We start from the raw sequence: 26,342 nt of genomic DNA on the forward strand, positions 1-26,342 counted from the left end.
AATCAAGAAAGGGCAGTCGGCCGCCGGGCCGAGACCCGGCCTCGAAAAAACACCCCCCGGCAGGGTCAAGAACAAGCTACACACCGCCCGCGCCCCAAGACATCAGGACAGCTCCCGCTCGTACATATACCTCCGCGACCAAGCCAACGAAGCAGCCCCCTGCCCAGCCCTTCGACAAACAACCTGAAAAATAGACACATCATCATGCTCAAACGCATAAGCACACCCCGCCAGATACACCCTCCAAATCCGAAACCTCTCCTCCTCCACCAACGCCCGAATCTCCGGCACACAAGCCTCAAACCGCTCCAGCCACAACTGCAACGTGCGCACGTAATGCCGCCGCAACCCCTCCACATCCAGCACCTCCAGCCCCCCACGCTGCATGGCCTCCAGCGCCAGGCTCAGGTGGGGCAGCTCGCCATCAGGAAACACATAGCGGTCGATGAACGCACCGCCGCCCAACGCCGTGGCGCCCACGTCGGCATCGGTGGAGGTGATGCCGTGGTTCAGCGCCAGGCCGTCGTCGGCCAGCAGCTCGCGCATGTGCGCAAAGTACATGGGCAGGTTGCGGCGGCCCACATGCTCGAACATGCCGACGCTGGTGATGCGGTCAAAGCGCCCCTGCACGTCGCGGTAGTCCTGCAGGCGGATCTCGATGCGGTCGGCCAGTCCTGCGGCGCGCACGCGCTCGGTGGCCGCTTCGAACTGGTTGCGCGACAGGGTCACGCCCACGCAATGCGCGCCAAAGTGCTGGGCCGCGCGCAGCACCAGGGCGCCCCAGCCGCAGCCGATGTCCAGCAGCCGCTGGCCCGGCTGCAGGCGGATCTTGGTGAGGATGTGGTCCAGCTTCTTGCGCTGGGCGGTGGCCAGGTCCTCGTCGCCGTTCTCGAAGTAGGCGCAGGAATAGACCATGCCCTCGTCCAGCCAGAGCCGGTAGAAGTCATCGGACACGTCGTAGTGGTACTGGATGGATTCGCGGTCCGTGCTGCGGCTGTGCCGAAAGCGCCTTGCCGCGCGCGCCGCAAGCGCCAGCCGCCCCGGCCCCTTGCCCGCGCCCTGGGTCTTGGACATGCGGCGAGCCAGCGCATAGCCGAAGTCGATGATGTCGGGCAGCCGGCCGTCGATGTCGATCTGGCCCTTCACATAGGCCTGGCCCAGGTGGTCCAGGCTGGGGTCCAGCAGCAGCGGCAGGGCCGAGGCGCTGCGCACCGTGAGCGTGACGCGCGGCTGCTCGAAGCAGCCGAAGTCGAACTGCTCGCCATTCCACAGCACCAGCCGCGCCGGCAGATCGGCCCGCGCACGCACGGCCTCGGCCCAGCGCCTGAGCTTCTTGTCCCAGAACATCGTGCATCTCCCCGGGGCTGGCGGCGCCCCCCTTTTGACATGACTCGCATGAACCGCATGCAAAGCAAATGACGAGTCTTGCCGGTTCATGTGACGGCAAGACGTCAGCACGGCAGCCCGCGCCGGTAGCGGATCGATACAGACCCGATGGCGCCCACACCCCGCCAGCGGCCCGGCTTGGGGCACACTGACCGGCGTTCCAACGGCCCCGGCGCGAAGGCGCCTGCGACAGACCCATGCAAGCCCATGACCTGAGCATCGAACACTGCATCGAGCACCGCAACGAACAACGCAGTACCGGCGGCTATGGCCTGCCGGATTTCCGGAACCTGCCATCGAACTGGAGCCAGTGACGCCATGGCCATGACCCATACCCAGGCGCTGTCCAAGCTGGCAGCCGATACCCTGGTGCAGACCCTGGAGGAAGACGTGGCGCGCGTGATGGCGCGCACGTTTGCGCTGGGCCGGCACGATGCCGCCATCGCGGCCAACTACGGTGGCCATGCCCTGCCGCCCCTGCTGCGGCGCTGGAGCTGCGTGCTGCAGGCCGGTGACGCCAAGGCAACGGCGCTGTACCGGCACAAGACGGCGCTGGCCCTGGCGATCGTGCTGCACAGGAACGGCCTGGCCGACGCGGGCCTGAACGCGGCTGCGCGCACGGCCATCGATGTGCTCAATGCCGAGGTGGCGCTCAGCGATGATTTCTTTCGCAAGTCGGCGCAGATCCGCCAGGACTTCCTGGACACGCCGCCCGCACCGCCCAAACGCTCGCCGGGCCTGCCCGACAGCCTGACCTTCTACCGCGCGGCCGACGTGGTGGCCATGGAGCTGGACGGGCGCTTCCACGCGCTGTACGTGCACGGCTGCGCCCGGACCAACCAGAGCCCCATCGTCGAGTTCTACGACGCGGTGTTCGACCACCTGCCGCAGATGGCGGAGCTGGCCGACGTGCGCGCCCGGGGCCGGCGCTACAACGATGGCGTGGGGCGGGTGGCGCGGTTTTCCATATCGGGCCTGAAGTTCCTGCCCGACCCGGCCGGCCAGTTCACCCTGGTCAAGGCCTGCGTGGAGACGCCGCCGGACCCGGGCCATCTGCAAAAGGGCGACTGGCTCTACACGGTGTCCGACATCTTCGAGCTGCAGTCCGAGGTGGACACCATGTTCGGCCCCGGCGGCAGGCCCTGAGCCCTGAGCCCTGGCAGCGCCCTGTTCTTGCCTGTTTTCAAGAGGAAACTCATGACGCATCCCCGGCCTTCCACTCTGCCCTCCCGCATGGCATTGCCGGCAGTGCTGGCACTGGCTGCCACGCTGACCCTTGCGGGCTGCAACCAGCGGCATGACACAGCAGCCATGGAATCTGCGCCCGCCCCCGCGCCCATGGCGGGCGGCGCCGGCATGAAGCAAGGCCGCGCCGCCACCGCGCAGGCCGAGGATGCGGCAGCAGCCGCACCAGAGACATCGGCGCAGGACGAGATGGCCCAGCGTTTCCTGGCCGTGCGCCAGGAGCTGAACGTGGAAGTGCCGCAGGCGCAGCTGGCCGATGCCTGGGGCCAGGTGCGCGACCTGTGTGCCACGCTGCGCTGCGAGCTGCTGTCGGCATCCCTTCTGCGCGAGACGCCCCAGCAGCCCGGCAACGCCATGCTGGAGATGCGCGTGGCGCCGGCCGATGTGCAGCGGCTGCTGGGCACGCTGGCCGGCGTGGCCACCATCGTGTCGCAGAACACCATCAGCGAGGACAAGACGGCCGAGGTGATCGACGTGGAGGCGCGCATCAGGAACCGTACCGAATTCCGCGACAGCCTGCGCCTGATGCTGCGCGACACCACGACCAAGCGCACCATGTCCAACCTGCTGGAGATACAGCGCACGCTATCAGACACGCAGGCCGAGCTGGACGCCATGGCCGCCCAGCGCAAGGTGCTGGAGCAGCAGACCAGCAAGCAGCACATACAGATCCAGTTCACGCCCACCCGCGCCCTGGTGCAGGGCGGCACCAGCTACAGCCCCATAGGCCGCGCGCTGCGCGATGCCGGCCATGTGCTGGGCGAGAGCATGGCCGCCCTGATCACCTTCGTGGCGGCCGTGCTGCCTTGGCTGGTGCTGGTGGTGCTGCCGCTGGGCTGGGTGCTGCGCGCGCTGTGGCGGCGCAGGCGTGCCAGGAAGGCCTGAGCGGCACGGCAGGATCAGGAAGTACGGCAGCACGGAGACCGGCCCACCCGGCGGCCCTGCCGTGCTCCAATCAATCCATGCCCACCGAACCGAGCCTTGACGACCTGCGCCGCCATGCCGTGGCGCGCACCCTGTTCACGCCGACCACCCTGCCTGCAGCCATACAGCGCCTGGGTTTTGTGCAGGCAGACCCGATCCGCGCGCCCGCCCGGGCACAGGACCTGACGCTGCGCCACCGCGTCAAGGACTACCGCGCCGGCGACCTGGAACGCCGCTACGCGCGCCTGGCGATCGACGAGGACTGCCTGGTCAACTACGGCTTTCTGCCCAGTGAGCACCTGGCGCTGATGCACCCGCGCCAGGCCCGCAAGGCCTGGGATGCCGAGACGCAGCGCAAGGCCGCCGAGGTGCTGGCGTTTGTGCGCGAGCGCGGCGCCGCGCATCCGCGCGAGGTGGAGCAGCACTTCTCGCACGGAAGCGTGAAGAACTACTGGGGCGGCTCGGGCAGCGCCAGCACGCAGTTGCTCGACGGCATGCACTACCGCGGCCTGCTGCGCGTCAAGCGCCGTGACAGCGGCACGCGCGTCTACGAGGCCATCGCCCATCCGCCGGCCGACGACAGCCCCGACGCCAGCGCCCGGCGCGCCGCCGCGCTGATCGACCTGGTGGTGCGCAAATACGCACCGCTGCCAGCCCCCAGCCTCACCTACCTGGTGCGCCTGCTGGGCTATGGCGCGCCCCACCTGGCGCAACAGACCCAGGCGGCGCTGCGGCTGGCGCGCGAGCAACTGGCCAGCTGCCGCATCGACGGAACCACTTGGTACTGGCCCGCCGACGAGAACCCGCGCTCGCGCCGCCATGCCTTCGACGAGCGGCTGCGCCTGCTCGCGCCCTTCGATCCCGTGGTCTGGGACCGGCGCCGCTTCACGCTGCTCTGGGGCTGGACCTACAAGTTCGAAGCCTATACGCCACCAGCTCAGCGTCAGCTCGGCTACTACGCCCTGCCCATGCTCTGGCGCGGCCATGTGATCGGCTGGGCCAACCTGCAGGCGCGCGACGGCCGGCTGGAGCCGTCATTCGGCTATGTGGCCGGCGCGGCGCCCGGCGATGCCGCCTTTCGCAGCGCGCTGGATGAGGAGCTGCAGCGCATGGAGCTGTTCCTGGCGCCGCGCTGAGATGCAGGCACTCGCCCCCTGCGCGCGGTGTACGTGATTGGGGGAACTGGTCAAGTTCACCCAGCTGACGCGCGAGACTGCACCGGACTGCACCGGACTGCACCGGCTTGACTGCACAGGCTACCTGGTGGACCGATACAGCGAACGCAGGGAGCGGGCGCGAGCGCTCCCCCGCCGACGAGCTGCCTTTCATGGTCTTTCGGCACATGCTGCAGCAGCACCCGTGCATCAAGGCCGGCAGGCAGCCGGACCACCCTCAGTTCATGCGCGGCAGATTCGCCGCCTTGATGGCCGCGCCCATGGACTCATGGCCCTGGACCAGCTTCCTGCGGTATTCGGCGCCGGTGAGCGGCGCCGGGTCCACGCCGGCCGACTCGAAGATGCGCGCCACCTGGGGCCCCTCGGCGGCTGCCATGGCAACGCGCTCCAGCCTGTCGCGCAGGGCCGGGGGCACGCCCTTGGGGTAGGCCAGGCCGATCCAGGAGTCGATCTCCACGTCGTAGCCCTGCTCCCTGAGCGTGGGCACCTCGGGCAACTCCTTCCAGCGCATGGGGCTGGCGCTGGCCAGCAGGCGCATTTTTCCGGCCTTGACGTGCTGGACGATGTCCGAGGGGTTCTGCACGATGACATCGACCTGCCCGCCGATCAGGCCGGCCACGGTCTCCGCGCCGGACTTGTAGTTGATCTCCTCGAACTTGCCGCCGGTCTTGCGCCCCAGCTCGTACATGGCCAGGTTGTTGGGCGCGGACGGCGCGCCAAAGAAGATGCCCTTGCCCTGGCGGGACGCGGCCACCAGGTCGGCCATGGTTTTATAGGGCGAGTCCGCGCGCACAGCCACGCCATAGCGGTAGCGGGCCACGCCTGCGATGAAGTCGAAGTCATCGACCTTGTAGTCCACCTTCATGAGGTGGGGCGTGATGGCGATGGTCGAAAACGTCACCACGCCCAGCGTATAGCCGTCGGGCTTTTGCCGGGCCAGCGACGAGACGCCCAGCGTGCCCTGCGCTCCCGCGCGGTTGTTGGGCACCACGGGCTTCTTGAGCAGGCCCTCCATGGCATTGCCGATGGCGCGCGAGGCCACGTCGGTATTGCCGCCTGCGCCGTAGTTGATGATCAGGGTCAGTTCCCGCTCGGGAAACGCGTCCGTGCCCTGGGCCAGCGCCGGGGCGCCGGCTGCGGCCGCCAGCGCTGCCGCGCAGAAGGCCGAAAGCAGGCATCTTCGAGATGCGGGTGATGGATATGCATGCATGGTTGTCTCTCGTTGCGATCTTGGGTTCTGTCGTCTTTGGAAGTCGTGCTTTCACGGTGCAGCGCACTACCCACTGACCGGGAAACAGGCACGCCCTGGAAGTGGGGGCACCGAGGAAGGGCCGCCCTGCACCGAGGATGCCGTCCCCCCCGCGAAGCGAGAGGGGGAAGCGGCGTAGCCGCTCAGGGGGTCGTCCTTCCTCAATTCATGAAGAAGCCGCCGTTGACGTCGATCACGGCGCCATTGGTGAAGCCTGCGGACTCGCTGCACAGGTAGCGGATGGCGGCGCCGACCTCGGCAGCCTCGCCCAGGCGCCGCACGGGGATCTGCTCGGCATAGCGGCGATTGACCTCGTCGCCGGCCTGCTGCGCCATCGGCGTCAGAATGCGGCCCGGCGCCACGCAGTTGGTGGTGATGCCGTACTGGCCCATCTCCGAGGCGATGGAGCGGCTCAGGCCCAGCACGGCGGACTTGCTCAGCATGTAGGCAGGGCCGGCCACGATGGACTTGCCGCGCCCGGCCAGCGAGGACACGTTGACGATGCGCCCCCAGCCCCGCTGCTTCATGCCCGGCAGCGCCAGCTGGCACAGGCGCAGCATGGACAGCAGGTTGACGTCCAGGATCTGCTGCACCTCGCCCAGCCCCACTTCGAGGATGCCGTTGGACTGTCCGCTGGCGTTCTTGAGGCTGATGCCGGCGTTGTTGACCAGGATGTCCACGCCGCCGTGGCGCTGCACCATGTCCGCGACCACGCGCTGGCGGGCTGCCTCGTCGCAGACATCGAGCACCACGGCGCTGGCCCTGGCACGCAGCTCCTGCGGCACCAGTTCCAGGTCGGGCGCGGCCAGGTCGGCCAGCACCACCTGGCGGCCGTCGCGCAGCAATTCGATGGCGGTGGCCAGGCCGATGCCGCGTGCGGCGCCGGTCACCAGGGCCGTGCGGATGGGGAAGTTCTCAGGCGCGCTCATCAGTGGCTCTCCGGCGTGTAGAAGGTGATGGGGGGAAAGGCGTCTTCGGTGCACATGACCTCGATCAGCGTGGCCTCTTCGGCGGCCATGGCGGCGCGCAGCGCGGGGGCGATGGCATCGGCCGATTCCACGCGCACGCCGTGGATGCCGCAGGCCCGTGCGATGGCCGCATGGTCCACGCCGCTGAAGTTCACGGCCGAGGTGTGCTCGCCGAACTTCACATGCTCGGCATGCTTCTGGTAGCCCAGGATGCCGTTGTTGATGAGGACGGTGATGACCTTGATGCCCATGCGCCTGCAGGTCTCCATCTCCGACCACACATGGCCGAAGCCGCCGTCGCCCACCAGGCAGAACACCTGGCCGCCGTCCTGCGCCAGGCGCGCGCCCATGGCCATGGGCATGCCCCAGCCCAGGCCCGCCAGGCCGCGCGGCGTGATGAAGCGCTGGCCGGCCCGGCGCGCGGTCAGGTAGTTGGTGATCCACAGCGTGGAGTAGCTGGCGTCGGCCACCACGGTGTCCTCGGCGGTCAGCAGGGCGTCGAGCTCATGCATGATGCGTTCGGGCCGTATGGGGGCGGCGCTGGACAGGCGCACTTCGGCTGATTCCTGCCGGTGCCTTTCCCTGCCCTTGGCAATGCGTGCGGCCAGTGCAGCGCGCTGGCCGGTACGGGCCGACAGATCCTGCGACCCGGCGATGTCCAGCATGGCCTGCAGCGCCAGCCGCGCATCGCCCACCAGGCGCATGGCGTCGTAGTTGCGCCCTATCTCCTGGCCGTCGATATCGAGATGGATGAATTGCGCATCGCGCGGGTACAGCGTCCAGCTGTCCGTGCCGTTCTGGTTGGTGCGGTTGCCGATCAGGAACACCACGTCGGCCCCGGCCACGAAATCCTTCAGGTAGCGGCCCGAGCCGTTGGGGCCCAGGCAGTTGGCGACCACGCCCAGCGACAGCTCATGCGTTTCGGCCACGGCACCCTTGCCCATGTTGGTGGTGGCCACGGGCAGGCTCAGCGCATCGGCAAAGGCGCTCAGTGCCTCGCTGGCACCCGAGATGTGCACGCCGCCACCGGCAACGATGACCGGCGCACGGGCCTGGAGCAGCGCGCCTACTGCCTGTTCCAGCAATTGCCGCTCGGGCACGGCGCGGTCCAGCGGAAAGCGGGCCAGTGCAGCGGGCCGGGGCACGCTGGAGGGCTGGGCAGGCTCGGTGAGCAGGTCGGCCGGCAGCATCAGCGCCACGGGGCCAGGCCGGCCGCTGCAGGCGGCGATGATGGCCTGCTCCACATAGTCCTCCACGCGCGATGCCTGGTCCACGCGTCGCACCCACTTGGTCACGGGCTTGAACAGGCCCATGTGGTCCAGGTCCTGGAAGGCGTTCTTGTCGGTCTGGTCGCGCGCCACGTCCTGCACGAGCGCGATGATGGGGATGGAGACCTTCAGCGCCTCGGCCAGCGGAGCCACCAGCAGCGCGGCGGCCGGCCCGTTCTGCGCGGTGATCACGGCCGGCCTGCCGCTCATGCGGGCATGGGCATCGGCCATGTAGCCGCCCGCGTTCTCGGTGCGGTAGGCGATCTGGCGCAGGCCCAGTTCCTCGGCGGCCAGCACGAACATGCTGGGCAGGCTCTGCCCGAAGAACTGCGTGATGCCGTGCCGCTTCAGGACCCGGGCCACCAGGTGGCCTACGGTGTCCTGCTTGTTCAATCCAGGGTTGCTCAGGGGTTTCGACATGGGTTGCGGTTTCCGTTCAACAAAAAAAGGCGTAGCGGCTCCCTCGCCATGGCAATCGCCAGCGATATGGAAAGGGAAGCCAGGGGGAACTTATCTATTCAGGAAATTCAAAGGCAATCCAGGACACGGCCAGTCCAGCGCCACCAGCCGCCCCGTGGAAGACAGGGTGACAAAAGCCGTCTTCAGGTCCTTGCCGCCAAAGCAGATGTTGGTCGTCATGGGGTCGGGCAGCTCGACCCGGTGCACCACCTGCCCGGCCGGCGAGACCATGGTGATGCCGCCCTCGCCCAGCGTGGCAAGGCAGATGTTCCCTTCGGCATCCACGGCCAGGGAGTCGATGTTCTGCATGCCCGGCAGGCGGCAGACCAGCCGTCCGCCATTGGGCGAATCGGGCCAGGGCCGGGCCAGGATGTGCCCGGGCTCGCCGATATCGAAGGCCCACAGCCGCCCCGTGAAGGTCTCCGCCACGTAGAGCGTCTTCTCATCGGGAGAAAGACCGATTCCGTTGGGCGACCACAGCGGGAAGACGGCCTCGCGGATGGCGCTGCCATCGGCCAGCGCGTAGCAGACGCCGCCCCGGTCCACCTCGCGCGGGCGCACCTTGCCGTGGTCGGTGAACCAGAACCCGCCATGCCGGTCGAAGACCAGGTCGTTGGGCCCCTTCAAGGGTCCGCTGCCGCTTTGCGTGTACAGGCATTCGACCTGGCCCGAGGCCAGATCCACGGCCTCTATGCGCCCGCCTGAATAGTCGTTGGCCTGGCCTATGGGCCGCAGTCCATGCTCCGCACTGCGGTGCCACTGGAAGCCACCGTTGTTGCAGATGAACAGCTTGCCGCCGGGGCCTATGGCGGCGCCGTTCGGGCCTGCGCCCAGGTGGACGAGCTGCCGCCTTGTGCCATCGGCCGTCACCCGGGTCAGCCAGCCATTGGCGATCTCCACCAGCACGACCGATCCATCGGGCAGGGCCACCGGGCCTTCGGGAAACTCCAGGCCGTCGGCCAGCTCACGAATCCTTGGTTCTGCTTTTTCCAACGTGTATGTCCGCATGCACCCTCCCTTAGATATGATGCATGGTACTTGATGCATCAAACACCAATTACAGGGTTAGCCCTTGGCACAGCCGCACTCCGTGGCCATGGGCAAACCGTCCTTCCTCGGGAGGTACCATTGCGCCCAAGCAGTTGCGGAGGCCCGATGTCCAGCGTTTTTTCACAGATCCGAACCAATCAGACCCTTGCCGAAAAAACCTACCTGCAGATCCGTGACGCCATCGTGAGAGGCCAGCTGCAACCCGCGCAGCGCCTCGTCTACCGCAGCCTGGCCGAAGAGTTCGGCATCAGCCCCACGCCCGTGCGCGATGCCATACAGCGCCTGGCCTCCGAAGGCGCCCTGGACCTGGACGACCGCGGCGTGGCCACCGTGCCAGTGCTCAGCGTGGAGCAGTACGTGGAAATCATCGCCCTGCGCATCGAACTGGAAGGCCGCGCCGCCGCAGCCGCCGCCAGCCGCCATCCGGGCCAGGGCTTCATCGACACCCTCACCCAGCTGCACCAGGACCTGGAAAAATCCATCGCCGTGGACGACGACGCCACGCTGATCGCCAACGAGCGCTTCCACTTCTCCATCATCGAAGCCGCGCAGCAGCCCGTGCTGGCCAGCCTCATCGGCCTGCTATGGCTCAAGTGCGGCCCCTCCGTGCGCTACCTCTACCGGGGCACCTACGCCCGCGCGGCCGAACATCCGCACATCCGGCTGATCCATGCGCTGGAGCAAAGGGACGGCCCCGCCGCCCGGCAGGCCGTGGTGCAGGACCTGCAAAGCGCCTGCCTGCATATCCTCAGGAAGATTGCCAAGGATGATGGGATGGAGTTTCCGCAGGAGTGGGAAGTGGCGGGGCTGCGGGCTTAGGGATCACGGAGACTTGCCAGTCAGGCAGGCGGGCCATCCCTATGCAAGACCATGAGGACTATTGAGTCCTTTTTCATCAAGGATTCCTGTGCCCATCACAGCACATGGATGTGCTCGCGGATGCGGGCCAGAAGAAGGTCGAAATCCGGCTGTCCTTGGTAGTACAAGGCCCGTGTCTTGCGGTACTCCTGCGCAAAACGGTCGCATTGAGCAGCATCGGCCAGCACAAATGCCGGGTTGAGGGAGATGGCCAGCTCATCTCCGGAACGGAACCGCTCGATCTTGCGTTGCTGATAGGCCGGTGTTCCGATGAAGCCCTGCACTTCCTCCATGCCCAGGAGGCAATACACATCGTAGTAATGCCGCAGGAAGTTGGCAGGAAATGCCCGGCTTGCATCCAGCCTGCGGTACTTGGTGGAGATGGTCTGCAATTTTTCGACGAAAGTGTGCGTCGGTGCATAGCAAGGCACATTCACCGCACGGTTGTCCCGCAGCGGGATATCGCGCCCCATGGCAGCCTCCAAGGCCCACGAAGAGATGGTCACTGCGCGATTGGGTGCCGTGTCATCGAATCCCAATTCCAACAGGATGCCGTCCTTGATCCCCGCAAGCGCCGCCGTTCTTGGCGTGTAGAACAACCGGATCCCGGCGCTGCGCATCTTGTCATCGTCAAACAGGCGATCCCGCTGAACTTCGACCACACCGGGAATGCAGATGGTTTGCGCGAGCGCGTCGTAATAGGCTCGCCGTGATTCGACGTGAGCGGGCTTGTCGTGATTGCGGCCTGTCTTGACGTCCATTCCTTGCGGCGGGTCGATGCGGATATCGATGTCTTCGGAAAAACGATGGATGACACCGAAGCCCTTGGACAGCGATGTGCCGCCCTTCAGCTCGAACCGCAGCCCCTGGGCCTGAAGACCCCAGAGGCAATGCATGATCCAGTAGTCTTTTTCCACCAGCACAGGAGCCAAACCACGCTCGTCGGCCACCAACGCGAGGAGTTGGTCGAAATCCCTGCGCTCGTGAAGAAAATCAGCCACCGCTCCACTCCCTCAAGATTTTTCGGGTAGCCGCGTTGGCATAGCGCTCAATCGCCCGGCGCAGGCGCTCGGCATCAAAGGACGGCATCTTTTTGCGCGCCTGCCCAAGAACCAGTTCCCCATCTTCAGCCAGCTCATCCAGGTTGTTGAGCAAGTCCACGAACAGGAACTCGGGGCTGAGTTTCTTTGGAAAACGGGGCTTTACCCGAAAGTCGAAATCACGATTGCCTAACCGAAAGATGCCGTGCCGCTTGCGGTTGTAGACCCAGGTGCTGTTGTACAGCTGCGTGGTACCGACACCCACCGCATTGAAGGCGGAAGGCGAAAACAACAGGAAATCGCTGTCCCGCAGAAAGCTCTGGACCACTTGATCGTCAGCAGGTGGCAGCGGCCCGAAATCGGACTGCTTGGGTGCGTGATACAGCCCTTGCGCCAACTTCTTCAATCTTCCGCCAGCCACCAGCTCACTCAGATGCCGGTCTACCGCCGTGGAAAGCGGTGCCAGGTCTTCGCGTCGGTACACGCCGCCAGGACGCAGCTCTTCCGCCAGGAGTGCAGCGCCTCCCCGCAAGGGTTCAGCAGAAGTACGGACGACACCCATGATGACTGGATTCTTCATTGAAATTTCATGCATCCTAGCATCTGCAGGAGATGGGAAACATTCCCAGTTCCACGCGTTGCTCTGGAGCAGCGCCGCCACGAACACCATCCCCAAACTTTGCCCAATAACCGCCAGCGAATCGACGCTTGCAGGTGACCGCAAGGAAGCGGCCTGCTCATTTGGCCGCCGCGACTTCCTCTCCACTGGCCGGAACCGGCTCGGCATCGAAGACGCCTTCCAAGTATTTGGCGTAATGCTCCTGCAGATGCTTGAGGGAGGCACCCTTGTCGGCTTGGTATTCGAGCCGCTCTTGGAAGAATTTCATGCGGCTCCGGTTCTCCGCCAAGACCTGGCCCCAAGTCTTCACGTAGATGCAGACGTTGTCCTTCTTGTGAATCAGGCCGGACTCGTCGGTCATGCGGAATTTCGCGTGCGGGCCGACATCGTCGCTGATGACCCAGAACACCCATGACACCTTGACGTTGCGGAACCGCTGGTCATCCATGACCGATGCGGCGTAGCCCTCGATCTGCGATATCTCATCGGTGTTGACCTTGACCTTGGGCGCCTTGAGCTCGACCACCAAGTGGGTGATCGAGTCCGAGTTGTGCCGCCGCGTGGATCGGGACAGCATCAAATCCACGATGCCACGCTCCTGCGAGACATGCTTGACCGGGGCGTCGATGACGATATCCTCCCCGAGGATTTTCTTGTGCGACCGCAGGACTTCCGTCAGCGACTGGTCATCGACAGACAGCATGAAGTCCTCGCCGAACATCCAGCAGTTTTGGGCGACGATGCGGTGCAATTGGGTTCGCTCGCGCAGCCTCTTCTTAGGCGCGGGATCGAACAGCACCGCCTCGATGCCGGTCAGGAACTTCAAACGATCCGCCACAATCTTGGCGGAACTGATGATCGAAGACAGCGACACGTCGCGCAGCAGCTCGGCGAGCTCCTCCTGCTGGCGCTTGGGCAGCCGCAGGACTTCGTTCAAGATGACCTGCAGCTCCTCGGGGCTTTTTTCGATCGCCTGCCTGAGCATGCGAAGCTGGAAAGACTTGTTTTGCTGGGCGGAGCTGGCGAACTCGGGCAGGTTCTTGGCGACGCTGACGGCCACGATCTCGAACACTTGCCGCTCGACCTCCTCCACGCGCGTGGCCGGATCGCCATCGAAGGGATACACCTTCTCGGTCTTCCATTCCTCGACGTAGCTGCGGGCCTCTATCGCGGAGCGCTGCCGGAAGTAGTCCTTGATCGTCTTCTGGGCCTCGTCGATCGCAGCCACGACCGGCGTCTGCATCTCCGCGAGGTCCACGGTCCCATCTTTCTGCGCCACCGTCAGATAGGTGGATTCAAGATACGCGGTGAATTGGAAGTCGCCAATGTGGAATCGGCGATCGACCTGCACGAGAGGAAAGCGTTTCTCGTTGCAGAGGAACAGAGCCCGGTTGGACAGCCCCTTCCATTCGACGATCTCAAGCCGGACGGGATGCGCCTTGCCGCCTGATTCGATGTCGGCGAGGTTGAAGGCCTTCCTGCTGGCGATCATCTGGGCCGGGTCGATGCGCCTGCCGCCGATGGTCACGTTGACATCGGGATAGTCGGCCAGATAGAGGGCGAAGACTTCGGCCAAGACATGGATGCCCGAGTCGCTCACAAAGGAGCGGAAGTCCTTGTGCGGATCGGAGATCGTCAGCGTGACGCCGGCATCGGTCGGCTTGGCGACTTCGATCTCGTCGGAGATGTTCACATGGCGGATGTCGTTGGCCGACATCGTGATCGAATACTTCCAGAGCTTCCCGTCGCGCTTGTATGCGACGGCCCATTCGGCTCGGGTCCCAATGGCGAACGCCTTGAAGCGGCCCCTGCCCTCTTGGCCGTGCAAGAACCTTCCGGTCTCGGTGGAGCCTCCCGGCTTCTTCCATGAGCCGCCGAGGCGTCGAAAAAACTCAGGAGCGCTCGCCCTCGGAATGCCATTGCCATCGTCGCGAATGATGACTTCCGACAAGGTGCCCATCTCGTTGTGCTCAAACGAGACGGAAACTCGGCCGGCATCGGCGTCCAAGCCATTCCAAATGAGTTCCGCCAAAGCCTGCACCGGCTTCGCGCGAGTGATCTTCTCCAAGAAATCCGATTGAACTTCGACCGGATACTGTTGCTGGGCCATGGAAAATCTCCCTTTTGTAATAGCGCCTGGGAAGCAGGGTGGCCGCCTCGTTGAGGATGGCTGACTGCACGGCCCCCCCGTATTGAGGCAAACCGTCCATCTCCTGTTGGATGTCAGGCTCACCTAAGCGGCACAGCTGCCTAACTTCTGCCTGCAAACTCCGGCCAGCGGGCTCCCCCTCAGGATCTGGTGTTGCGCTTCACCCGCTTTACGCCAGACCCGTCCACCATAGGCTCGCCCTGCTCCCGCGAACCCACCCGATGACGCGCAATCGCGCTCGCCATGCGGCTGATGGTTTCCTCATCCTCCATGCGGACATAGTGACCCAGAGCATCTTCGATCTCCTTCGCAGAGCTCTGGCTGATCGCCTGTGCCACATCCCGTACGGCCTTGTTGACGGGCTTACCTTGCTCCTCCACGGGCAGGAGTTCGAAGAACTCCTTCAAATGAATCGCCAGCATGGCTTGGAGGCCCATGAGACCGGCTTCAGCCGCCAAGCGCTGGGCGGCCAAGCGCTCGTCATCGAAGGTCCTCTGCAGGCGCTCGTTGATTTCGGCATTGAAGCTCTTGCTGGTCCTGTCCGCCGCCTCGTGTAGGGCCTGATGCAGCTCAGGTGGCACGCGCAGTGCGGTGCGGATGTAGTCGTCTTGTGCCATGGCACAAATTCTATGGGTCGGCTTCAAAATAGTATTGACACCAAAATGAAGTCAAAATACATTCAAAATTGACTTCATTTTGAAGCCAAACATCAAGCAGTGAGCAGGTATAGGGCTTCGCGCAATCCGTGCAGCCCCCTTCACACAGCACCCGGCAATGGAGGAGAACCATGGCAAGGAATGACCCATCAGCCTCTGCAAGCAAGCCCACCCCAGCCAGAAACAACATGGCCCGAAATTCTCTTGTCGATGCCCACCAAGCAGTCCTGTGCGCTGCGGCAGTGCTCAAGCACACGGTGAAAAGCATCCTGTACGACGGAGCACAGGAGCGCCACACCTGCCCTCACGTCAGCCGGGCATTTGCAGCGCTCAACCAACTTCCTGCTCCCGGTTGCTGCCCGGCAAGCAGTCCACATGAGCCGGTGCGGGTGGATCTGCTTTCACTGCTCGCCCTCATCAGCTCGGAACTGGAGTTCGCTCGCGACACATTCCGAGAGAACCGGCTCAGTGCAGCAGGTGAAGCTGCCTTTGTTCATGGACTGCTGGAACACGCCTTTGGATTCGCAGACCGGCTGTTCGGGGCCTACAACGAGCTTCCCCACTCCTTGGACGACCTGCGTTTCCTGGCCAGCTTTGCTGCAACCAAGGAGGCTGGCAACGGTGTCAATACATTCGGCAGCCAGGCAGATACAGCATCACCAGTCACAGCGGCATCGCCATTGCTTGGAATCGGCCACCGGGCCAGTGAGTTGCTCATTCGTTGCTCGTTCGACATCGAGGCAGCAGCCCACGCCGTGACAGCGCTGGGCGATCAGATCACGGAACCGGAGCAGATTCAGATCGCCTCACTGATTCGCTGCTATGGCGCACGCATCGCGAAACTCAACAGTGTTCTGATGAGCTATCTCACCGGGGACGAAGTGATCACCCTGGCGGATGCGCAGCACGCCTTGTACCAAGGAGCCAAGCAGTTGCCAGAAGGAGCCCTGTGACGACGTACGGCGGAAATGGTCCCGTGGATTGAGCGCAGCGCATTTGTGTGCCGCGATCTACGCCCCCTTGGCGCGGCGTCCAACCTCGGGTAGTCAATAATGTGACCTTTGCCCGCCACCATGCCCCACACGATGGATACGGCCCGAGGCGGGCAGCACGACACAAGAACATTTGCGCCTTCCTGCGGCCCCGCGCCTCCCAGGCAAGCCTTGCCCGGCGCCTTCGCGCCGCCGCAACCTGTTGATTCCCAAGCCAATGAGCGACCTTTCGCAAAGCACACAGCCCTCTCCGGCCCCTGATCTGTCGGCGCACACGCCCATGATGCAATGGCCTATCGTCACTCTGAAAATCTTCAGGTTCTACTAAAAGCTACGCTAGAAGTTACGCTGCCGCCACTTATCTCTATTGTAGATTTTCGTAGAAAGACCGAAAAAGGCGCCCCCCTTCTGCCTCGCCTACAGGGCAGCAGGGACCAAAAAAGTCCTCTCAGCCATTGTTGTTTTCCAAACCACAAGCCAATTTTATAAAGAGACCACAGCAACTACAGAGTTAGAGTACTGTACAGAAGTATTGAAAAGAGAATGTATTTTTAAGCAAGAGCATTCATAAAATCATCTCCAGCCACAAATAAATTTAGGAGCAGCGCAATGGAACAACCTCAGAGCACTATAAGCAACGATATTGCCGAAGCATATATAAATGCAGTAAAGAAGACTGGATTTGTGTTAGAAAATTCAGTAGCAAATATTCTAAAAAAACATGGCTGGACAACAATAAGCAACAAATACTACGAAGATGATCACTCAACGACCGTTCGAGAAGTTGATTTAATAGCTTATAAAATTCGAGATACTCATAGCTTCTCCGTCTGCACAGCAATCATAATTAGCTGCAAAAAAAGTGATGAGAATGCTTGGGCTTTTATGTGCAGAGAAATCAATGAAAATGATCCAAATGTAGATTGGTGGCCATTGCACATCTGGACAAACGACAAGATAATTGATTATCAGAAAAATCTAAAAAGAAGTGCAAAAGATTATCACAACTACATGAACAAAGCTGGTGTTGATGAAATCTTAAGAATGCCTGAGGTAGATGTTTTTGCCTTCCAAGAATTGTCAAAAGCTACAAAACCAAAAACTGGCGGGACTACAAACTTCACAAGTAGCCCAAAAAACGACACAGCAATATTCAACTCCATTACCTCATTAATGAAGGCTCAAGCATATGAAATTGGAGCACTAACTGCCAGAAAAACATTGCCATACGTCTATCAATTCAATTTAGTCACCGTTGCAGATACAGAGTTGTTGCGCCTGAAATTTGATGAAGAAAAAATTTCGTGCCATCAAACAAACAACGAACACTACATTGGCAGGTACATAATAAACAGAAAAGAAACATTCTCAAGAATCCACTTCATAGCAAGTGACTCTTTAGAAGACCAAATAGTGAATTACAACAAATTACACGATGCCAATATAACATGGTTCACAAAGGAGACTGATGAATTTTACAAAACCATATTCGAAGAAAACAAACAAAAAATAAGTTTAGCAATACTCAAAAAATCTTTCGGTTCCGTCTTTAGTTACCTTGCGCACAAAGAAACCCTTAACTCAATAGAGATAGATGATGTGTCTTTGCGATATGACAATGAAAAGGAAATTCTAAAGATTTTGATAAATGCGTCAGAAGAGGATATCATCTTCTTAAACCGCAGTAAGGACATGAATGATTATGTAAAAAGAGAACTCAAGATAAATTTTCGTTATCAAGGAAAGTTCCGCTTCGAACAGCTTATAGTTTTCTGAAATTCATAAACTTAGATCGCTGGCGAGATGCAAATCAAAGTATTGTAGGGATCATCTATTTTTTGATCTGCTAAAGATACACCTCAGTGCCAAAAGAGCGCTGAATTTCATTGAGTCCTCTCATGTTCGTCAAGCGAGTACGGCAGAAAGCCGCACACAGGCTTGCCTGCCCATGAGTTGAGCTCGTCCTTGATGCGCGACTGTAGTGGGCGGATCTCATTGCGAGCGAACACCTTCGCAGCCTTCTCGACATCCCCGAAGCCGCCCACGTTGTTCGGGGCCATCCCCATCAGCTGGGGCGGCACCCGGTGCGCGGCCAGCACGTCATCCCTGCTGCTGGCCTTGATGTTCACGAACTCGTCTTTGGCGGCCACCTCGCTGATGGGAATCAGCTTGATGCCATCGGCCTTGCCGTTGGGCGCGTAGTAGAAAAGGTTCTTGAAATTGCCCACGCCCTTGGACTTAATGAGCTGATCGCGCATTGCCTCGATGTCTTCTTCATGCTGGGCGGGGTCGGTCACATAGAGGATGAAGCCAGCGTGCGAGCCGTTGGCGTAGTACCGCCTGCGGAACAGCGTGGCCGCCTCGTTGAGCAGGGCCGACTGCACGGCGCCCAGGTACTGCGGCAGGCCATATACCTCCTGATGAATGTCGGGCTCACGCAGGTGGAAGACCTGGCCAGGCGGGAATTCATGCTCGTTCTGAAAATCGCTGATCTGGAAATATTGCCCAGCTTCTTTGCCGCGCCGCATGTACTTGCCAAGCGTGTGCTCCAGCCGCAGCAGGCCCCCCACCAGATTGCGCCGACTTTCCAGATAGCCATTGCCCAGCGTGAGGTAGTCCAGAGCGAAGGCCTGGAAGGCGCCGGGCGACAGGTAGGGCGACGGCATCAGCGTGCTGGTCAACACGTTGACCTTGAAGCGAATGGCGGACTCATGATGGGCACCGACACGCAGCATGCGCGCCAGATCAGCAAAGCTGACAGGCGGCTCATACCAGCGGCCGTTATCCATGCACTCGATGTATTCGAGGATGGAAGCGCGCCCGCCCACCACTGGCTCAGGATCGCCAAAGGTGAACATCACAGAGCGCGCGGGGCCTGCAGGCGCGGATTCGGCGGCAGCAGTATTGCCGGGCGCTGCGCTGGCCTGGGTGGCTTCTGTCATTCGGATATCTCCACAAAGGATTGCGAGAGCGTGGAGCCGGCGAAATCGGTCCCCTGCTCCAGTGGTTCGTTGGAAAGCGCATTCATGGTTGCCCACGCCAGGTCGCCGTGGCCGGTCTGCTCAGAACGGCCGCTGCTGTAGGTGATGGAGCGGCCCGTGGGCGTCATCTCCTGCTTGACCGACATGAAGCTGGCGGCCATTTCCTTGTCGTCCTGGTCGAACTCCAGCCGGCCGGCGCGCAGCACGGTCTGGGCCTTGAGCACCAGCAGGATCTTGGCTTCGAGGCTGTAGCGCAGGCCGCGCACGGCAGGAAAGAACTTGCGCACCAGCTGGTAGACGCCCTGCCCCATGCCGGTTGTGTCGATGGTCATCTTCTCGACGTTGAACTGCTTGCAGATGCGCTGGATTTCCGCCGCCTGGTCCTCGTACTCCATCTTGTGCATCTGCTTGCGGTACAGGACGCGGAACTTGCCGCCGGGCTTTTCAGGCGGCGCCAGGACCACCAGCGCGGCCTTGTCGCCGGTATGACTGGGGTCATATCCAACCCAGACGCCTTTGTGCCCAAAGGGCCGCTGTGTGAAGGCCTTGAAGTCCTTCCATGCCTCCCAGGGGTCCACCATGCCGCGCTGGAGCAGCGACAGCGGAAACACGGCCAGCGCGTCATCCATGAACTGGCACAGGTACAGATTGGCGAAGACAGTGGCGGCCTTGGTGGAGCGCAGGTTCTCGATGTCGAACAAGGTGCAGCCGCCGCGCTCGGCATCCTCGACCGTGACGATGTGGCGCCAGATGCCGTCCGCGCCTCGAAAGCCATTGGCCAGGTGCTCATGGCGCAGGTCGATGTCCAACTTGCGGTCGGTGATGTGCGAGCCGTTCCACAGCGCGTAGGCCTCATGCTGCAGGCTGGAGGGCGTGCTGAAATACGTCAGGCGCCATTGCTTGTGCGACGACATGCCGCTGGCCACGTTGTTCAGCTCGGTGAAATTCGTGGTCCAGAAATATTCATCGAAGTACAGATTGCCGTGGTAGCTCTGGGCCGTGCGCGAGTTCGTGCCCAGGAAAATCAGCTCGGCCCCATTGGGCAAGATGATGGGATCGCCTGTGAGCGTGACACCAATCTCTTTCTTGACGAAGGCGATGATGTAGTTGCGGAACACATGGGCTTGGTTCTTACTGGCCGACAGGAAGATCTGATTGCGCCCTGTCTGGAGCGCATCAATCAGCGCCTCGCGCGCAAAGTACCAGGTGGCGCCGATCTGCCGGCTCTTGAGGATCTGCCGGGTGCGCTCCATGGCTGCGCCCCACCAGGTGCGCTGGTAGTCGAACAGCGAATCAAGGAAGGCTTTGCACAGCACGTCCACCTGCTCGGGCGTGATGGCGTTCTTTTCCGGCTTCTTTTTCGGCCCGGCATTGCGCAGCTCGATGTTGGGATTCAGATCCCGTTCGCGGCCTGTCTCCCCGTACTTGTCGATACGCGCCAGGCGCTCCATCTGCCGCGTGAGCAGGTCGATTTCCTTGAAGTCGCCGCCGGTCTTCTGGTCCTTGGCGATGAGCGAGACCAGGCGGGACTCCAGCGTGCCAGCCACACGGTCAACGGGCTTGGCCTCTTCCCAGCCATCAGCGCGCGACCAGCCGATTAACGTGGTGCGCGGCACGCCCAACCGTTCGGCGATGTGCGTGAACTTCCAGCCCATCCAGAACAGCGCCCTCGCTTCGCGGCGCACCCCGGCGCCGCCGTCCACGGGACTGGACGGGCCAGCCGGCAAACCTGAGCCCGCCGCTGTGGGCAGGCCATCGAGGCCGAAGGGCAGAGGGTTGTCGGCCTGCTTGGTGGGCTTCTTCGCGGCGGTCTTGGCGGGCGCTTTCTTGGCCGATGCCGCTGCGCGATGCGGCGCCGGCCTGGCGCGGTTTGCAGTGCTGGGCATGACTGGGAGTTTGTCCCGCGCGCGCGCGAAAAGCAGCATGCAAAAACTGTCACTCGTCCAGCCACAGAGTGCGCCGATTGCTACAAAACTTGCACCGAAAGAACATAGGCACCAGATCAACTCTCACCACTGGCTGCACGCTATGAGCAAGAAACTTTTCCGGGTCGCCACCGAAGGCAAGACGGTGGATGGGCGCGAAATCAAGCGCGAATGGATCGAACAGATTGCCAACACCTACAGCCGCGCCAAGTACGGCGCGCGGGTCTGGGTTGAACACCAGCGCAGCGTGTGGCATGACAGCCCATTCAGCGCCCAGGGCGACGTGCTGGAAGTCGAGGCCCGCGAGGTCGAGGACGGCCTGCTGGCCCTGTTCGCCAGCATCAAGCCCCTGGAATCGCTGGTGGCCATGAACCGCCAGGGCAAGAAGATTTACAGCTCCATTGAGGTGGAGCCCAACTTCCAAGGCAAGGGCGAGGCCTATCTGATGGGCCTGGCCGTGACCGACAGCCCGGCCAGCATCGGCTGTGAAGCACTTTCGTTCTCGGCCAAGGGCGGCAAGCAGGTCTTCTCGGAGTTTATCGAGACGGAGCTGGAATTCAGCGAAGACGAGCCCGAGGCAGGCCCGGCCCGCGATGGCGTGGTTTCCAAGCTGCTGGCCAAGTTCAAGCGCCTGTCCGGCCGCCAGGAAACCGGCGAGAAATTCGCGGCGGAAATGACCGAGGCCATGCAGGAGGCCGGCAACGCCATGGAAGCGCTGGACGGCAAGGTGTCCAAGTTCGGCACCGAGCAGCAAGACCTGCGCAAGAAGCTGGAGGAACACCTGGAGGCCTTCGCCGAGTTCCGCGAGAAGGTCGAGAAAACCGACGGCAACCCCAACAAGCGACCGCTGAGCACGGGTGGCGCCGGCTACGAGAAGGCCGACTGCTGAGCCCTGGCCAGCCCCCTACACCAGCACAAGGAAAACCGACATGCAAAAGCTCACCCGCCAGCAATACAACCAGTTCCTGAAAGATCAGGCCCAGCTCAACGGCGTTGAAAGCGCCGCCGAGAAATTCGCCATCGAGCCCAGCGTGCAGCAGCGCCTGGAAACAAAGATCCAAGAGTCCAGCGAACTGCTCAAGCGCATCAACATCGTGCCGGTCACGGAAATGGAAGGCGAAAAGCTCTACCTGGGCGTGACCGGGCCGATTGCCAGCCGCACCAACACGCAGACCAAGGACCGCCAGACCCGCGACGTGAAGGCCATCGACGGCACGAAATACCGCTGCGAAAAGACCAACTACGACACCCACACGCGCTACCAGACCCTGGACATGTGGGCGAAGTTCAAGGACTTCCAGCCGCGCCTGTCCCGCAGCATCTACGAACGCTGCGCCCTGGATCGCATCATGGTGGGCTGGAACGGCGTCAGCGTGGCTGCAGACACCGACCTGGCGGCCAACCCGCTGCTGCAGGATGTGAACATCGGCTGGCTGCAGCAGCTGCGCAATACAGCGCCCGAACGTGTGCTGCATGAAGTCGTTCAAGGCAGCGGCAAGGTCAAGGTCGGCCACAGCGCGGGCAATGACTTCAAGACCCTGGATGGTCTGGTGTACGACGCCTACAAAACGCTGCTGGACCCCTGGCATGCCGAGGCCGCGGATCTGGTGGCGATCACGGGCCGCGACCTGATGCACGACAAGCTGTTCCCGCTGGTCGATGGCCAGAAGGCGCCCACCGAGATCCTGGCCGCCAGCATCGTTGCGAGCCAGGCCCGGCTGGGGCGTCTGGCGGCCAACGCCGTGCCATTCTTCCGCCCCAATGCCATCCTGATCACCAGCTGGTCGAACCTGTCCATCTACTACCAGGAAGGCGGGCGCCGCAGGTCGATTCTGGACAACCCGAAGCGCGACCGCGTGGAGACCTACGAAAGCTCCAACGATGCTTTCGTCATCGAAGACCTGGGCAAGGCCGTGCTGATCGAGAACATCGAGATCGAGCCCGAAGCCTGATAGCAGCCAGCGCGCCGGCTCTGAACGGGCCGGCGCCACACCAGCGGGGAACCCATGAACCAATCACCAGCCCAGCGGCACCGCTTGCGCGTGCTGGCGGCCAAGCAAGCCCAGCAGGCAGCCGATGCCGGCGCGCATGGCGGGGCCACTGGCTCGGCCTACGAAATGCAGCTGACGCAGCTGCATCAGTTCCGCCTGCGCCTGAAGGACGTGCAAAGCTTGGAGCGGCGCGCCGAGATGAAGCGCACCATGCTGCCCGAGTTTGACGACTACATCGACGCGGTGCTGCAGGCCGCGCCGGGCGTGCAGGATGACGTGCTGGTCACGGTCCTGCTGTGGAGCCTGGACGCAGGTGTATATGACCGAGGCCTGGCGCTTGCACGCTATGCACTGGACCACGGCTTGAAGATGCCCGACAAATTCGAGCGGCCCGTGCAGACCATCGTGATCGATGAAGTGGGCGAGGCCGTCATGGCGGGCAGGCTGGCCGGCAAGGATGCCGTGCGCATCACTGGCGAGGTCATTGCCATGACCGATGGCCTGGATGCACACGACCAGGCCCGCGCCAAGCTCTACAAGGCCGCCGGCTGGGCGCTGCTGGGCAAGACATCGAGCAGCGATGTGGACATGGAGTCCCGTGCCATCACCGCATGCCGCAAGGCCATGCCGCTGCTCAAGCGTGCCTTCGAGCTGGACACCCGTACCGGCGTGAAAAAAGACATCGAGCGGCTGGAGCGCCGCCTCAAGAAAGAGGCATAGCTCCAACCGCCGAAACCGAGCGTACCCCGCGCCCGTGGCGGCCCCAGGGCAAGGACAGCTGACACAGCACCGTCCAACGCCCTGGGCCACCGCCACACCTCAACACCGGAGCCTGCATGTTTGTATCCAACGTCAACCCACCGAACCAACGGCCAACGGGCACCGTTGCCGGCGATGGCTGGTGGCCCGACGTGGACGCAGACCGCATGCTCAAGGAATGCCGCTTTGACGCAACCGTGACCCCCGAGCGACTGCGCCAGGCCGTGGTGCTGGCAGTGGCCGATATCACCGGGCAGTTGGAGGCCTGGCGGGCCGAGCAGGAGGCCGCCGGCCATGGCTCCCTGGACGCGGTTCCCGCGCGCCAGGTGGACGGAAAGAGCGTGAAGCCCGCGCAATTCTTGCGCGCCGTGCAAAGCCACGTACAGGCCGAGCTGGCCGAGGCCTACCGCGATCTGGACACCCTGCCAAACGGCGAGGGAAAGGAAGGGCGCGTGCTGTCCCGCCTGGAGATCCGAGTGGACACGTTCCAGCGGAACCTGCGCAACGCCATCGCGGATCTGCGCGGCCGGCGGCGAACCATCGTGGAGCTGATCTGAGATGGCGACACCCGCAGACCAACAGCAGGGCCTCGCAGTGCGTGCGCACGCGCATGACACGCTGGACGGCCTTGTGTGGCGCCACTTGGGCACAACAGGCGGAAACGTGGAGGCCACCCTGGCGGCCAATCCGGGCCTGGGACGGATTGCAGACGACTTGCCAGAGGGGCACCTGGTGCGCCTCGTCACCGCGCCGGCACCGACCCGCCAGCGCGTTTACCTGTGGGACTGAGAGAGGGAGAAAACAGTGGCAGACAGCATCGAGAAAGTCGCCATCATTGGCGGCAAGACGGCCACCTACGGTGGCGCCACCTGGGCCGTGGTGAGCGGGCTGACCATCTCGGAGATTGGCGTCATCGTGGGCATCATCGTCGGCGTGGTGGGTCTGCTGCTGGGCCAGTATTGGCAATGGCGCAAGGACCGGCGCGAAGAACGCGCGCTCACCGCCTGGCTGGAAAACGAGGCCGCTGGGGAGACGGTCCTGTGAAGCGGCCCACCAACATCAAGATCGCTGCGGGCGCATCCGCAGTGGCAGTGGGGGTTGCGGGCCTGCTGGCTCAGTTCCTGCCCGTGGAGGAAGGCCGCCGGCTGGTGGCCTACCGTGACCCCATCGGCATTCCCACAATCTGCGAAGGCTGGACCCGTGGCGTACAGATGGGCGACCGCGCCACGCCCGATGACTGCGACCTGCTGACCCGCCAGGGCATACAGGAAGCATGGGAAGTCTTCGAGCGTTGGGTGCCGGCGCATGTGCGCGCAGGTCTTCCCGACAAGACCGTGGCCGCATTTCTGAGCTTTATCTACAACGTGGGACCAGGGCAGGCGGGCGGAAAAGACGGCTTCGTCTGGCTCAAGAGCGGCCGGCATTCCACCATGCTGCTGCGCCTGCAGGCCGGAGATGTGCGCGCCGCCTGCGAACAATTGCCCGCCTGGGTCACTGCTGCCGGAATACGCCTGCGCGGCCTGGAGCTGCGCCGTGGGCGGGAGATGGCCATGTGCCTAGAGGCCCTATGAACCGTCAACGCGGAGCAATGCAATCCGCCGTGCTGTGGGCTGCTGCACTGGTTGCTGTGGCGGCTGCCCTGAGTGTGCAGCAGCTGCGCATCAGCCACCTGAAGGCCCAGCATGCGCAGACCTTGCAGGGGATCGCCGAAAAGACCGTGAAGGCCCAGACCGAAATCGCACGATACATCGAGGACGTGGGCCGATATGACAGGAAGACCCGGAAGACGCTGGAAGAGCAGGAAAGGAAAGCCCGTGAAGAAAATGAGGCCCTGGGCCGCGCTGCTGATGCTGAACGCGCTGGCCGGCTGCGCAGCGACAAGCTCCTTGCCCAACGCACCCGCGATTTCCAAAGCCTGGCCAGAAGTGCCGCAACTGCCGCAGAGCGCGAGGCAACAGCCGACGCCATCGGAGTGCTTGCCGACGTGCTCGGCCGCGCTGACGAGCGAGCGGGAATCCTGGCGGCAGCAGCTGACCAGGCCCGCGCCCGAGGTGCCGCGTGCGAACGCGCCTACGACACCGTAGCGGATCGCATCAACGCCGGCCCGCAGGCCGCCGCACAGGAGGCGCAGCATGTGGAAGCTCGATAGCCTGCGCCGCCTGATCCTGCAAGCAGTGCCCACGCTGGCCGACAACCCCGAAAACCTGATCGTGCGGGCGGCCGGCGGCCAGGTGCTGGCCACGGGGGCGGACAGCCTGTCCTATGAATATCTGTACACGGCAGAAATCACCGTGCTGGACTATGCCGGGCACGCAGACGCCCTGTTCGTCCCCCTGGTGGCCTGGCTGCGCGTCAACCAGTCCGACGCCCTGGACAACGCGGAGAAGCGCCAGAAGGCCCTGCAATTCGACGTCGAGCAGCTCAACGACACCGCCGCAGATGTTGGCATCCGTGTGCCGCTACGCGAAGCCGTCATCGTCAAGCCAGACCCGAACCACCCCACGCGCTACAGCGCGACGCACCCCAAGGAACCATGCCACCCAGGCGGCAACTGCGTGGCCGAGCACTGGGAGCTGTACCTCAAGGACCAGAAGCTGTGCGAGTGGGACATCGACGCCCCGCCAGAGCGCACGCGGTTTGAGATGTAG

General features: G+C 63.0%; 26 protein-coding genes. 15 read left to right on the forward strand and 11 right to left on the reverse strand.

Annotated features, from left to right (window positions below; all coding sequences use genetic code 11):
- Nucleotides 1-102: 102 nt before the first annotated feature.
- Complete coding sequence (locus ACF8ML_RS26985; protein ID WP_392408444.1) at nt 103-1,347, reverse strand: class I SAM-dependent methyltransferase; 1,245 nt, start codon at nt 1,345-1,347, stop codon at nt 103-105.
- A 357-nt stretch (nt 1,348-1,704) separates the two neighbouring features.
- Between ACF8ML_RS26985 and ACF8ML_RS26990 the strand changes: the two genes are divergently transcribed.
- The 3 genes from ACF8ML_RS26990 (at nt 1,705) to ACF8ML_RS27000 (ending at nt 4,691) form a co-directional block, all read left to right on the forward strand.
- Nucleotides 1,705-2,532 (forward strand): hypothetical protein, encoded by an 828-nt coding sequence (locus ACF8ML_RS26990; RefSeq protein WP_392408445.1) that lies wholly within the window; start codon nt 1,705-1,707, stop codon nt 2,530-2,532.
- An 87-nt stretch (nt 2,533-2,619) separates the two neighbouring features.
- Nucleotides 2,620-3,516 carry a DUF4349 domain-containing protein gene (locus ACF8ML_RS26995; RefSeq protein WP_392408446.1) on the forward strand — a complete coding sequence of 299 codons (897 nt, stop codon included), beginning with the start codon at nt 2,620-2,622 and terminating at the stop codon, nt 3,514-3,516.
- 77 nt (nt 3,517-3,593) lie between these two features.
- Nucleotides 3,594-4,691 (forward strand): DNA glycosylase AlkZ-like family protein, encoded by a 1,098-nt coding sequence (locus ACF8ML_RS27000; RefSeq protein ID WP_392408447.1) that lies wholly within the window; start codon nt 3,594-3,596, stop codon nt 4,689-4,691.
- Nucleotides 4,692-4,947: 256 nt separating this feature from the next.
- Here the strand turns inward: ACF8ML_RS27000 and ACF8ML_RS27005 are convergent, their stop codons facing one another.
- From ACF8ML_RS27005 to ACF8ML_RS27020, 4 genes are all read right to left on the reverse strand, one after another.
- On the reverse strand, nt 4,948-5,940 hold the full coding sequence (locus ACF8ML_RS27005) for a tripartite tricarboxylate transporter substrate binding protein (protein ID WP_047325824.1): 993 nt from the start codon (nt 5,938-5,940) through the stop codon (nt 4,948-4,950).
- 200 nt (nt 5,941-6,140) lie between these two features.
- Nucleotides 6,141-6,908, reverse strand: coding sequence for an SDR family oxidoreductase (locus tag ACF8ML_RS27010; RefSeq protein WP_312840175.1), 768 nt, complete (start codon nt 6,906-6,908; stop codon nt 6,141-6,143).
- A complete protein-coding gene (locus tag ACF8ML_RS27015) occupies nt 6,908-8,635 on the reverse strand; it encodes an acetolactate synthase catalytic subunit (RefSeq protein WP_392408448.1) in 1,728 nt (575 codons plus the stop codon). The genes ACF8ML_RS27010 and ACF8ML_RS27015 overlap by 1 nt, the downstream gene beginning before the upstream one ends.
- Nucleotides 8,636-8,725: 90 nt before the next feature.
- On the reverse strand, nt 8,726-9,682 hold the full coding sequence (locus ACF8ML_RS27020; protein ID WP_392408450.1) for an SMP-30/gluconolactonase/LRE family protein: 957 nt from the start codon (nt 9,680-9,682) through the stop codon (nt 8,726-8,728).
- Nucleotides 9,683-9,829: 147 nt separating this feature from the next.
- Here ACF8ML_RS27020 and ACF8ML_RS27025 point away from each other — a divergent pair, with 147 nt between their 5' ends.
- Nucleotides 9,830-10,543, forward strand: coding sequence for a GntR family transcriptional regulator (locus tag ACF8ML_RS27025; RefSeq protein ID WP_392408451.1), 714 nt, complete (start codon nt 9,830-9,832; stop codon nt 10,541-10,543).
- A 95-nt stretch (nt 10,544-10,638) separates the two neighbouring features.
- Here ACF8ML_RS27025 and ACF8ML_RS27030 read toward each other — a convergent pair whose 3' ends face one another.
- The 4 genes from ACF8ML_RS27030 to ACF8ML_RS27045 all read right to left on the reverse strand — a co-directional run bounded on the left by ACF8ML_RS27030 (nt 10,639) and on the right by ACF8ML_RS27045 (nt 15,007).
- Nucleotides 10,639-11,583, reverse strand: a complete 945-nt coding sequence (locus ACF8ML_RS27030; RefSeq protein ID WP_016454701.1) for a nucleotidyl transferase AbiEii/AbiGii toxin family protein — start codon at nt 11,581-11,583, stop codon at nt 10,639-10,641.
- The gene (locus ACF8ML_RS27035; protein ID WP_392408452.1) at nt 11,576-12,202 is read right to left on the reverse strand and encodes a hypothetical protein; all 627 of its coding nucleotides are present in this window, start codon (nt 12,200-12,202) and stop codon (nt 11,576-11,578) included. The genes ACF8ML_RS27030 and ACF8ML_RS27035 overlap by 8 nt, the downstream gene beginning before the upstream one ends.
- A gap of 157 nt (nt 12,203-12,359) precedes the next feature.
- Nucleotides 12,360-14,351 (reverse strand): ATP-binding protein, encoded by a 1,992-nt coding sequence (locus ACF8ML_RS27040; protein WP_392408453.1) that lies wholly within the window; start codon nt 14,349-14,351, stop codon nt 12,360-12,362.
- 179 nt (nt 14,352-14,530) lie between these two features.
- Nucleotides 14,531-15,007, reverse strand: a complete 477-nt coding sequence (locus ACF8ML_RS27045) for a toxin-antitoxin system HicB family antitoxin (protein WP_197942778.1) — start codon at nt 15,005-15,007, stop codon at nt 14,531-14,533.
- A 170-nt stretch (nt 15,008-15,177) separates the two neighbouring features.
- Here ACF8ML_RS27045 and ACF8ML_RS27050 point away from each other — a divergent pair, with 170 nt between their 5' ends.
- Both ACF8ML_RS27050 and ACF8ML_RS27055 read left to right on the forward strand, forming a co-directional pair.
- Complete coding sequence (locus tag ACF8ML_RS27050; RefSeq protein WP_392408455.1) at nt 15,178-15,999, forward strand: hypothetical protein; 822 nt, start codon at nt 15,178-15,180, stop codon at nt 15,997-15,999.
- Nucleotides 16,000-16,647: 648 nt separating this feature from the next.
- Nucleotides 16,648-17,814, forward strand: coding sequence for a hypothetical protein (locus ACF8ML_RS27055; protein ID WP_392408457.1), 1,167 nt, complete (start codon nt 16,648-16,650; stop codon nt 17,812-17,814).
- A gap of 107 nt (nt 17,815-17,921) precedes the next feature.
- Here ACF8ML_RS27055 and ACF8ML_RS27060 read toward each other — a convergent pair whose 3' ends face one another.
- Together ACF8ML_RS27060 and ACF8ML_RS27065 are read right to left on the reverse strand one after the other, a co-directional pair.
- A complete protein-coding gene (locus ACF8ML_RS27060) occupies nt 17,922-18,980 on the reverse strand; it encodes a phage portal protein (RefSeq protein ID WP_392408458.1) in 1,059 nt (352 codons plus the stop codon).
- Complete coding sequence (locus ACF8ML_RS27065) at nt 18,977-20,905, reverse strand: terminase large subunit domain-containing protein (protein WP_392408459.1); 1,929 nt, start codon at nt 20,903-20,905, stop codon at nt 18,977-18,979. The genes ACF8ML_RS27060 and ACF8ML_RS27065 overlap by 4 nt, the downstream gene beginning before the upstream one ends.
- 142 nt (nt 20,906-21,047) lie before the next feature.
- Here ACF8ML_RS27065 and ACF8ML_RS27070 point away from each other — a divergent pair, with 142 nt between their 5' ends.
- The 9 genes from ACF8ML_RS27070 (at nt 21,048) to ACF8ML_RS27110 (ending at nt 26,342) form a co-directional block, all read left to right on the forward strand.
- A complete protein-coding gene (locus ACF8ML_RS27070; protein ID WP_392408460.1) occupies nt 21,048-21,833 on the forward strand; it encodes a GPO family capsid scaffolding protein in 786 nt (261 codons plus the stop codon).
- A 40-nt stretch (nt 21,834-21,873) separates the two neighbouring features.
- Complete coding sequence (locus tag ACF8ML_RS27075) at nt 21,874-22,896, forward strand: phage major capsid protein, P2 family (protein ID WP_392408461.1); 1,023 nt, start codon at nt 21,874-21,876, stop codon at nt 22,894-22,896.
- Between the two features lie 54 nt (nt 22,897-22,950).
- Nucleotides 22,951-23,655 carry a phage terminase small subunit gene (gpM, locus tag ACF8ML_RS27080; RefSeq protein WP_392408462.1) on the forward strand — a complete coding sequence of 235 codons (705 nt, stop codon included), beginning with the start codon at nt 22,951-22,953 and terminating at the stop codon, nt 23,653-23,655.
- A gap of 116 nt (nt 23,656-23,771) precedes the next feature.
- Nucleotides 23,772-24,251, forward strand: coding sequence for a head completion/stabilization protein (locus ACF8ML_RS27085; protein WP_392408463.1), 480 nt, complete (start codon nt 23,772-23,774; stop codon nt 24,249-24,251).
- A gap of 1 nt (nt 24,252) precedes the next feature.
- The gene (locus ACF8ML_RS27090) at nt 24,253-24,483 is read left to right on the forward strand and encodes a tail protein X (protein WP_392408464.1); all 231 of its coding nucleotides are present in this window, start codon (nt 24,253-24,255) and stop codon (nt 24,481-24,483) included.
- 15 nt (nt 24,484-24,498) lie between these two features.
- Nucleotides 24,499-24,738 (forward strand): hypothetical protein, encoded by a 240-nt coding sequence (locus ACF8ML_RS27095; RefSeq protein ID WP_392408465.1) that lies wholly within the window; start codon nt 24,499-24,501, stop codon nt 24,736-24,738.
- Nucleotides 24,735-25,265, forward strand: coding sequence for a lysozyme (locus tag ACF8ML_RS27100; RefSeq protein ID WP_392408467.1), 531 nt, complete (start codon nt 24,735-24,737; stop codon nt 25,263-25,265). The genes ACF8ML_RS27095 and ACF8ML_RS27100 overlap by 4 nt, the downstream gene beginning before the upstream one ends.
- Complete coding sequence (locus tag ACF8ML_RS27105) at nt 25,262-25,843, forward strand: DUF2514 family protein (RefSeq protein WP_392408469.1); 582 nt, start codon at nt 25,262-25,264, stop codon at nt 25,841-25,843. The genes ACF8ML_RS27100 and ACF8ML_RS27105 overlap by 4 nt, the downstream gene beginning before the upstream one ends.
- Nucleotides 25,827-26,342, forward strand: coding sequence for a phage tail protein (locus tag ACF8ML_RS27110; RefSeq protein ID WP_392408470.1), 516 nt, complete (start codon nt 25,827-25,829; stop codon nt 26,340-26,342). Before ACF8ML_RS27105 ends, ACF8ML_RS27110 begins: the two co-directional genes overlap by 17 nt.

The organism is Delftia sp. WSY_10, from assembly GCF_043104705.1.
GTDB lineage: Bacteria > Pseudomonadota > Gammaproteobacteria > Burkholderiales > Burkholderiaceae_C > Comamonas > Comamonas tsuruhatensis.

Excerpts from the sequence above, each read along its gene's own strand:
- ACF8ML_RS26985 (WP_392408444.1), bottom strand. The coding sequence starts at position 1,347 with ATGTTCTGGGACAAGAAGCTCAGGCGCTGGGCCGAGGCCGTGCGTGCG.
- ACF8ML_RS26990 (WP_392408445.1), top strand. The coding sequence starts at position 1,705 with ATGGCCATGACCCATACCCAGGCGCTGTCCAAGCTGGCAGCCGATACC.
- ACF8ML_RS26995 (WP_392408446.1), top strand. The coding sequence starts at position 2,620 with ATGGCATTGCCGGCAGTGCTGGCACTGGCTGCCACGCTGACCCTTGCG.
- ACF8ML_RS27000 (WP_392408447.1), top strand. The coding sequence starts at position 3,594 with ATGCCCACCGAACCGAGCCTTGACGACCTGCGCCGCCATGCCGTGGCG.
- ACF8ML_RS27005 (WP_047325824.1), bottom strand. The coding sequence starts at position 5,940 with ATGCATGCATATCCATCACCCGCATCTCGAAGATGCCTGCTTTCGGCC.
- ACF8ML_RS27010 (WP_312840175.1), bottom strand. The coding sequence starts at position 6,908 with ATGAGCGCGCCTGAGAACTTCCCCATCCGCACGGCCCTGGTGACCGGC.
- ACF8ML_RS27015 (WP_392408448.1), bottom strand. The coding sequence starts at position 8,635 with ATGTCGAAACCCCTGAGCAACCCTGGATTGAACAAGCAGGACACCGTA.
- ACF8ML_RS27020 (WP_392408450.1), bottom strand. The coding sequence starts at position 9,682 with ATGCGGACATACACGTTGGAAAAAGCAGAACCAAGGATTCGTGAGCTG.
- ACF8ML_RS27025 (WP_392408451.1), top strand. The coding sequence starts at position 9,830 with ATGTCCAGCGTTTTTTCACAGATCCGAACCAATCAGACCCTTGCCGAA.
- ACF8ML_RS27035 (WP_392408452.1), bottom strand. The coding sequence starts at position 12,202 with ATGAAGAATCCAGTCATCATGGGTGTCGTCCGTACTTCTGCTGAACCC.
- ACF8ML_RS27040 (WP_392408453.1), bottom strand. The coding sequence starts at position 14,351 with ATGGCCCAGCAACAGTATCCGGTCGAAGTTCAATCGGATTTCTTGGAG.
- ACF8ML_RS27045 (WP_197942778.1), bottom strand. The coding sequence starts at position 15,007 with ATGGCACAAGACGACTACATCCGCACCGCACTGCGCGTGCCACCTGAG.
- ACF8ML_RS27050 (WP_392408455.1), top strand. The coding sequence starts at position 15,178 with ATGGCAAGGAATGACCCATCAGCCTCTGCAAGCAAGCCCACCCCAGCC.
- ACF8ML_RS27055 (WP_392408457.1), top strand. The coding sequence starts at position 16,648 with ATGGAACAACCTCAGAGCACTATAAGCAACGATATTGCCGAAGCATAT.
- ACF8ML_RS27060 (WP_392408458.1), bottom strand. The coding sequence starts at position 18,980 with ATGACAGAAGCCACCCAGGCCAGCGCAGCGCCCGGCAATACTGCTGCC.
- ACF8ML_RS27065 (WP_392408459.1), bottom strand. The coding sequence starts at position 20,905 with ATGCCCAGCACTGCAAACCGCGCCAGGCCGGCGCCGCATCGCGCAGCG.
- ACF8ML_RS27070 (WP_392408460.1), top strand. The coding sequence starts at position 21,048 with ATGAGCAAGAAACTTTTCCGGGTCGCCACCGAAGGCAAGACGGTGGAT.
- ACF8ML_RS27075 (WP_392408461.1), top strand. The coding sequence starts at position 21,874 with ATGCAAAAGCTCACCCGCCAGCAATACAACCAGTTCCTGAAAGATCAG.
- gpM (WP_392408462.1), top strand. The coding sequence starts at position 22,951 with ATGAACCAATCACCAGCCCAGCGGCACCGCTTGCGCGTGCTGGCGGCC.
- ACF8ML_RS27085 (WP_392408463.1), top strand. The coding sequence starts at position 23,772 with ATGTTTGTATCCAACGTCAACCCACCGAACCAACGGCCAACGGGCACC.
- ACF8ML_RS27090 (WP_392408464.1), top strand. The coding sequence starts at position 24,253 with ATGGCGACACCCGCAGACCAACAGCAGGGCCTCGCAGTGCGTGCGCAC.
- ACF8ML_RS27105 (WP_392408469.1), top strand. The coding sequence starts at position 25,262 with ATGAACCGTCAACGCGGAGCAATGCAATCCGCCGTGCTGTGGGCTGCT.
- ACF8ML_RS27110 (WP_392408470.1), top strand. The coding sequence starts at position 25,827 with ATGTGGAAGCTCGATAGCCTGCGCCGCCTGATCCTGCAAGCAGTGCCC.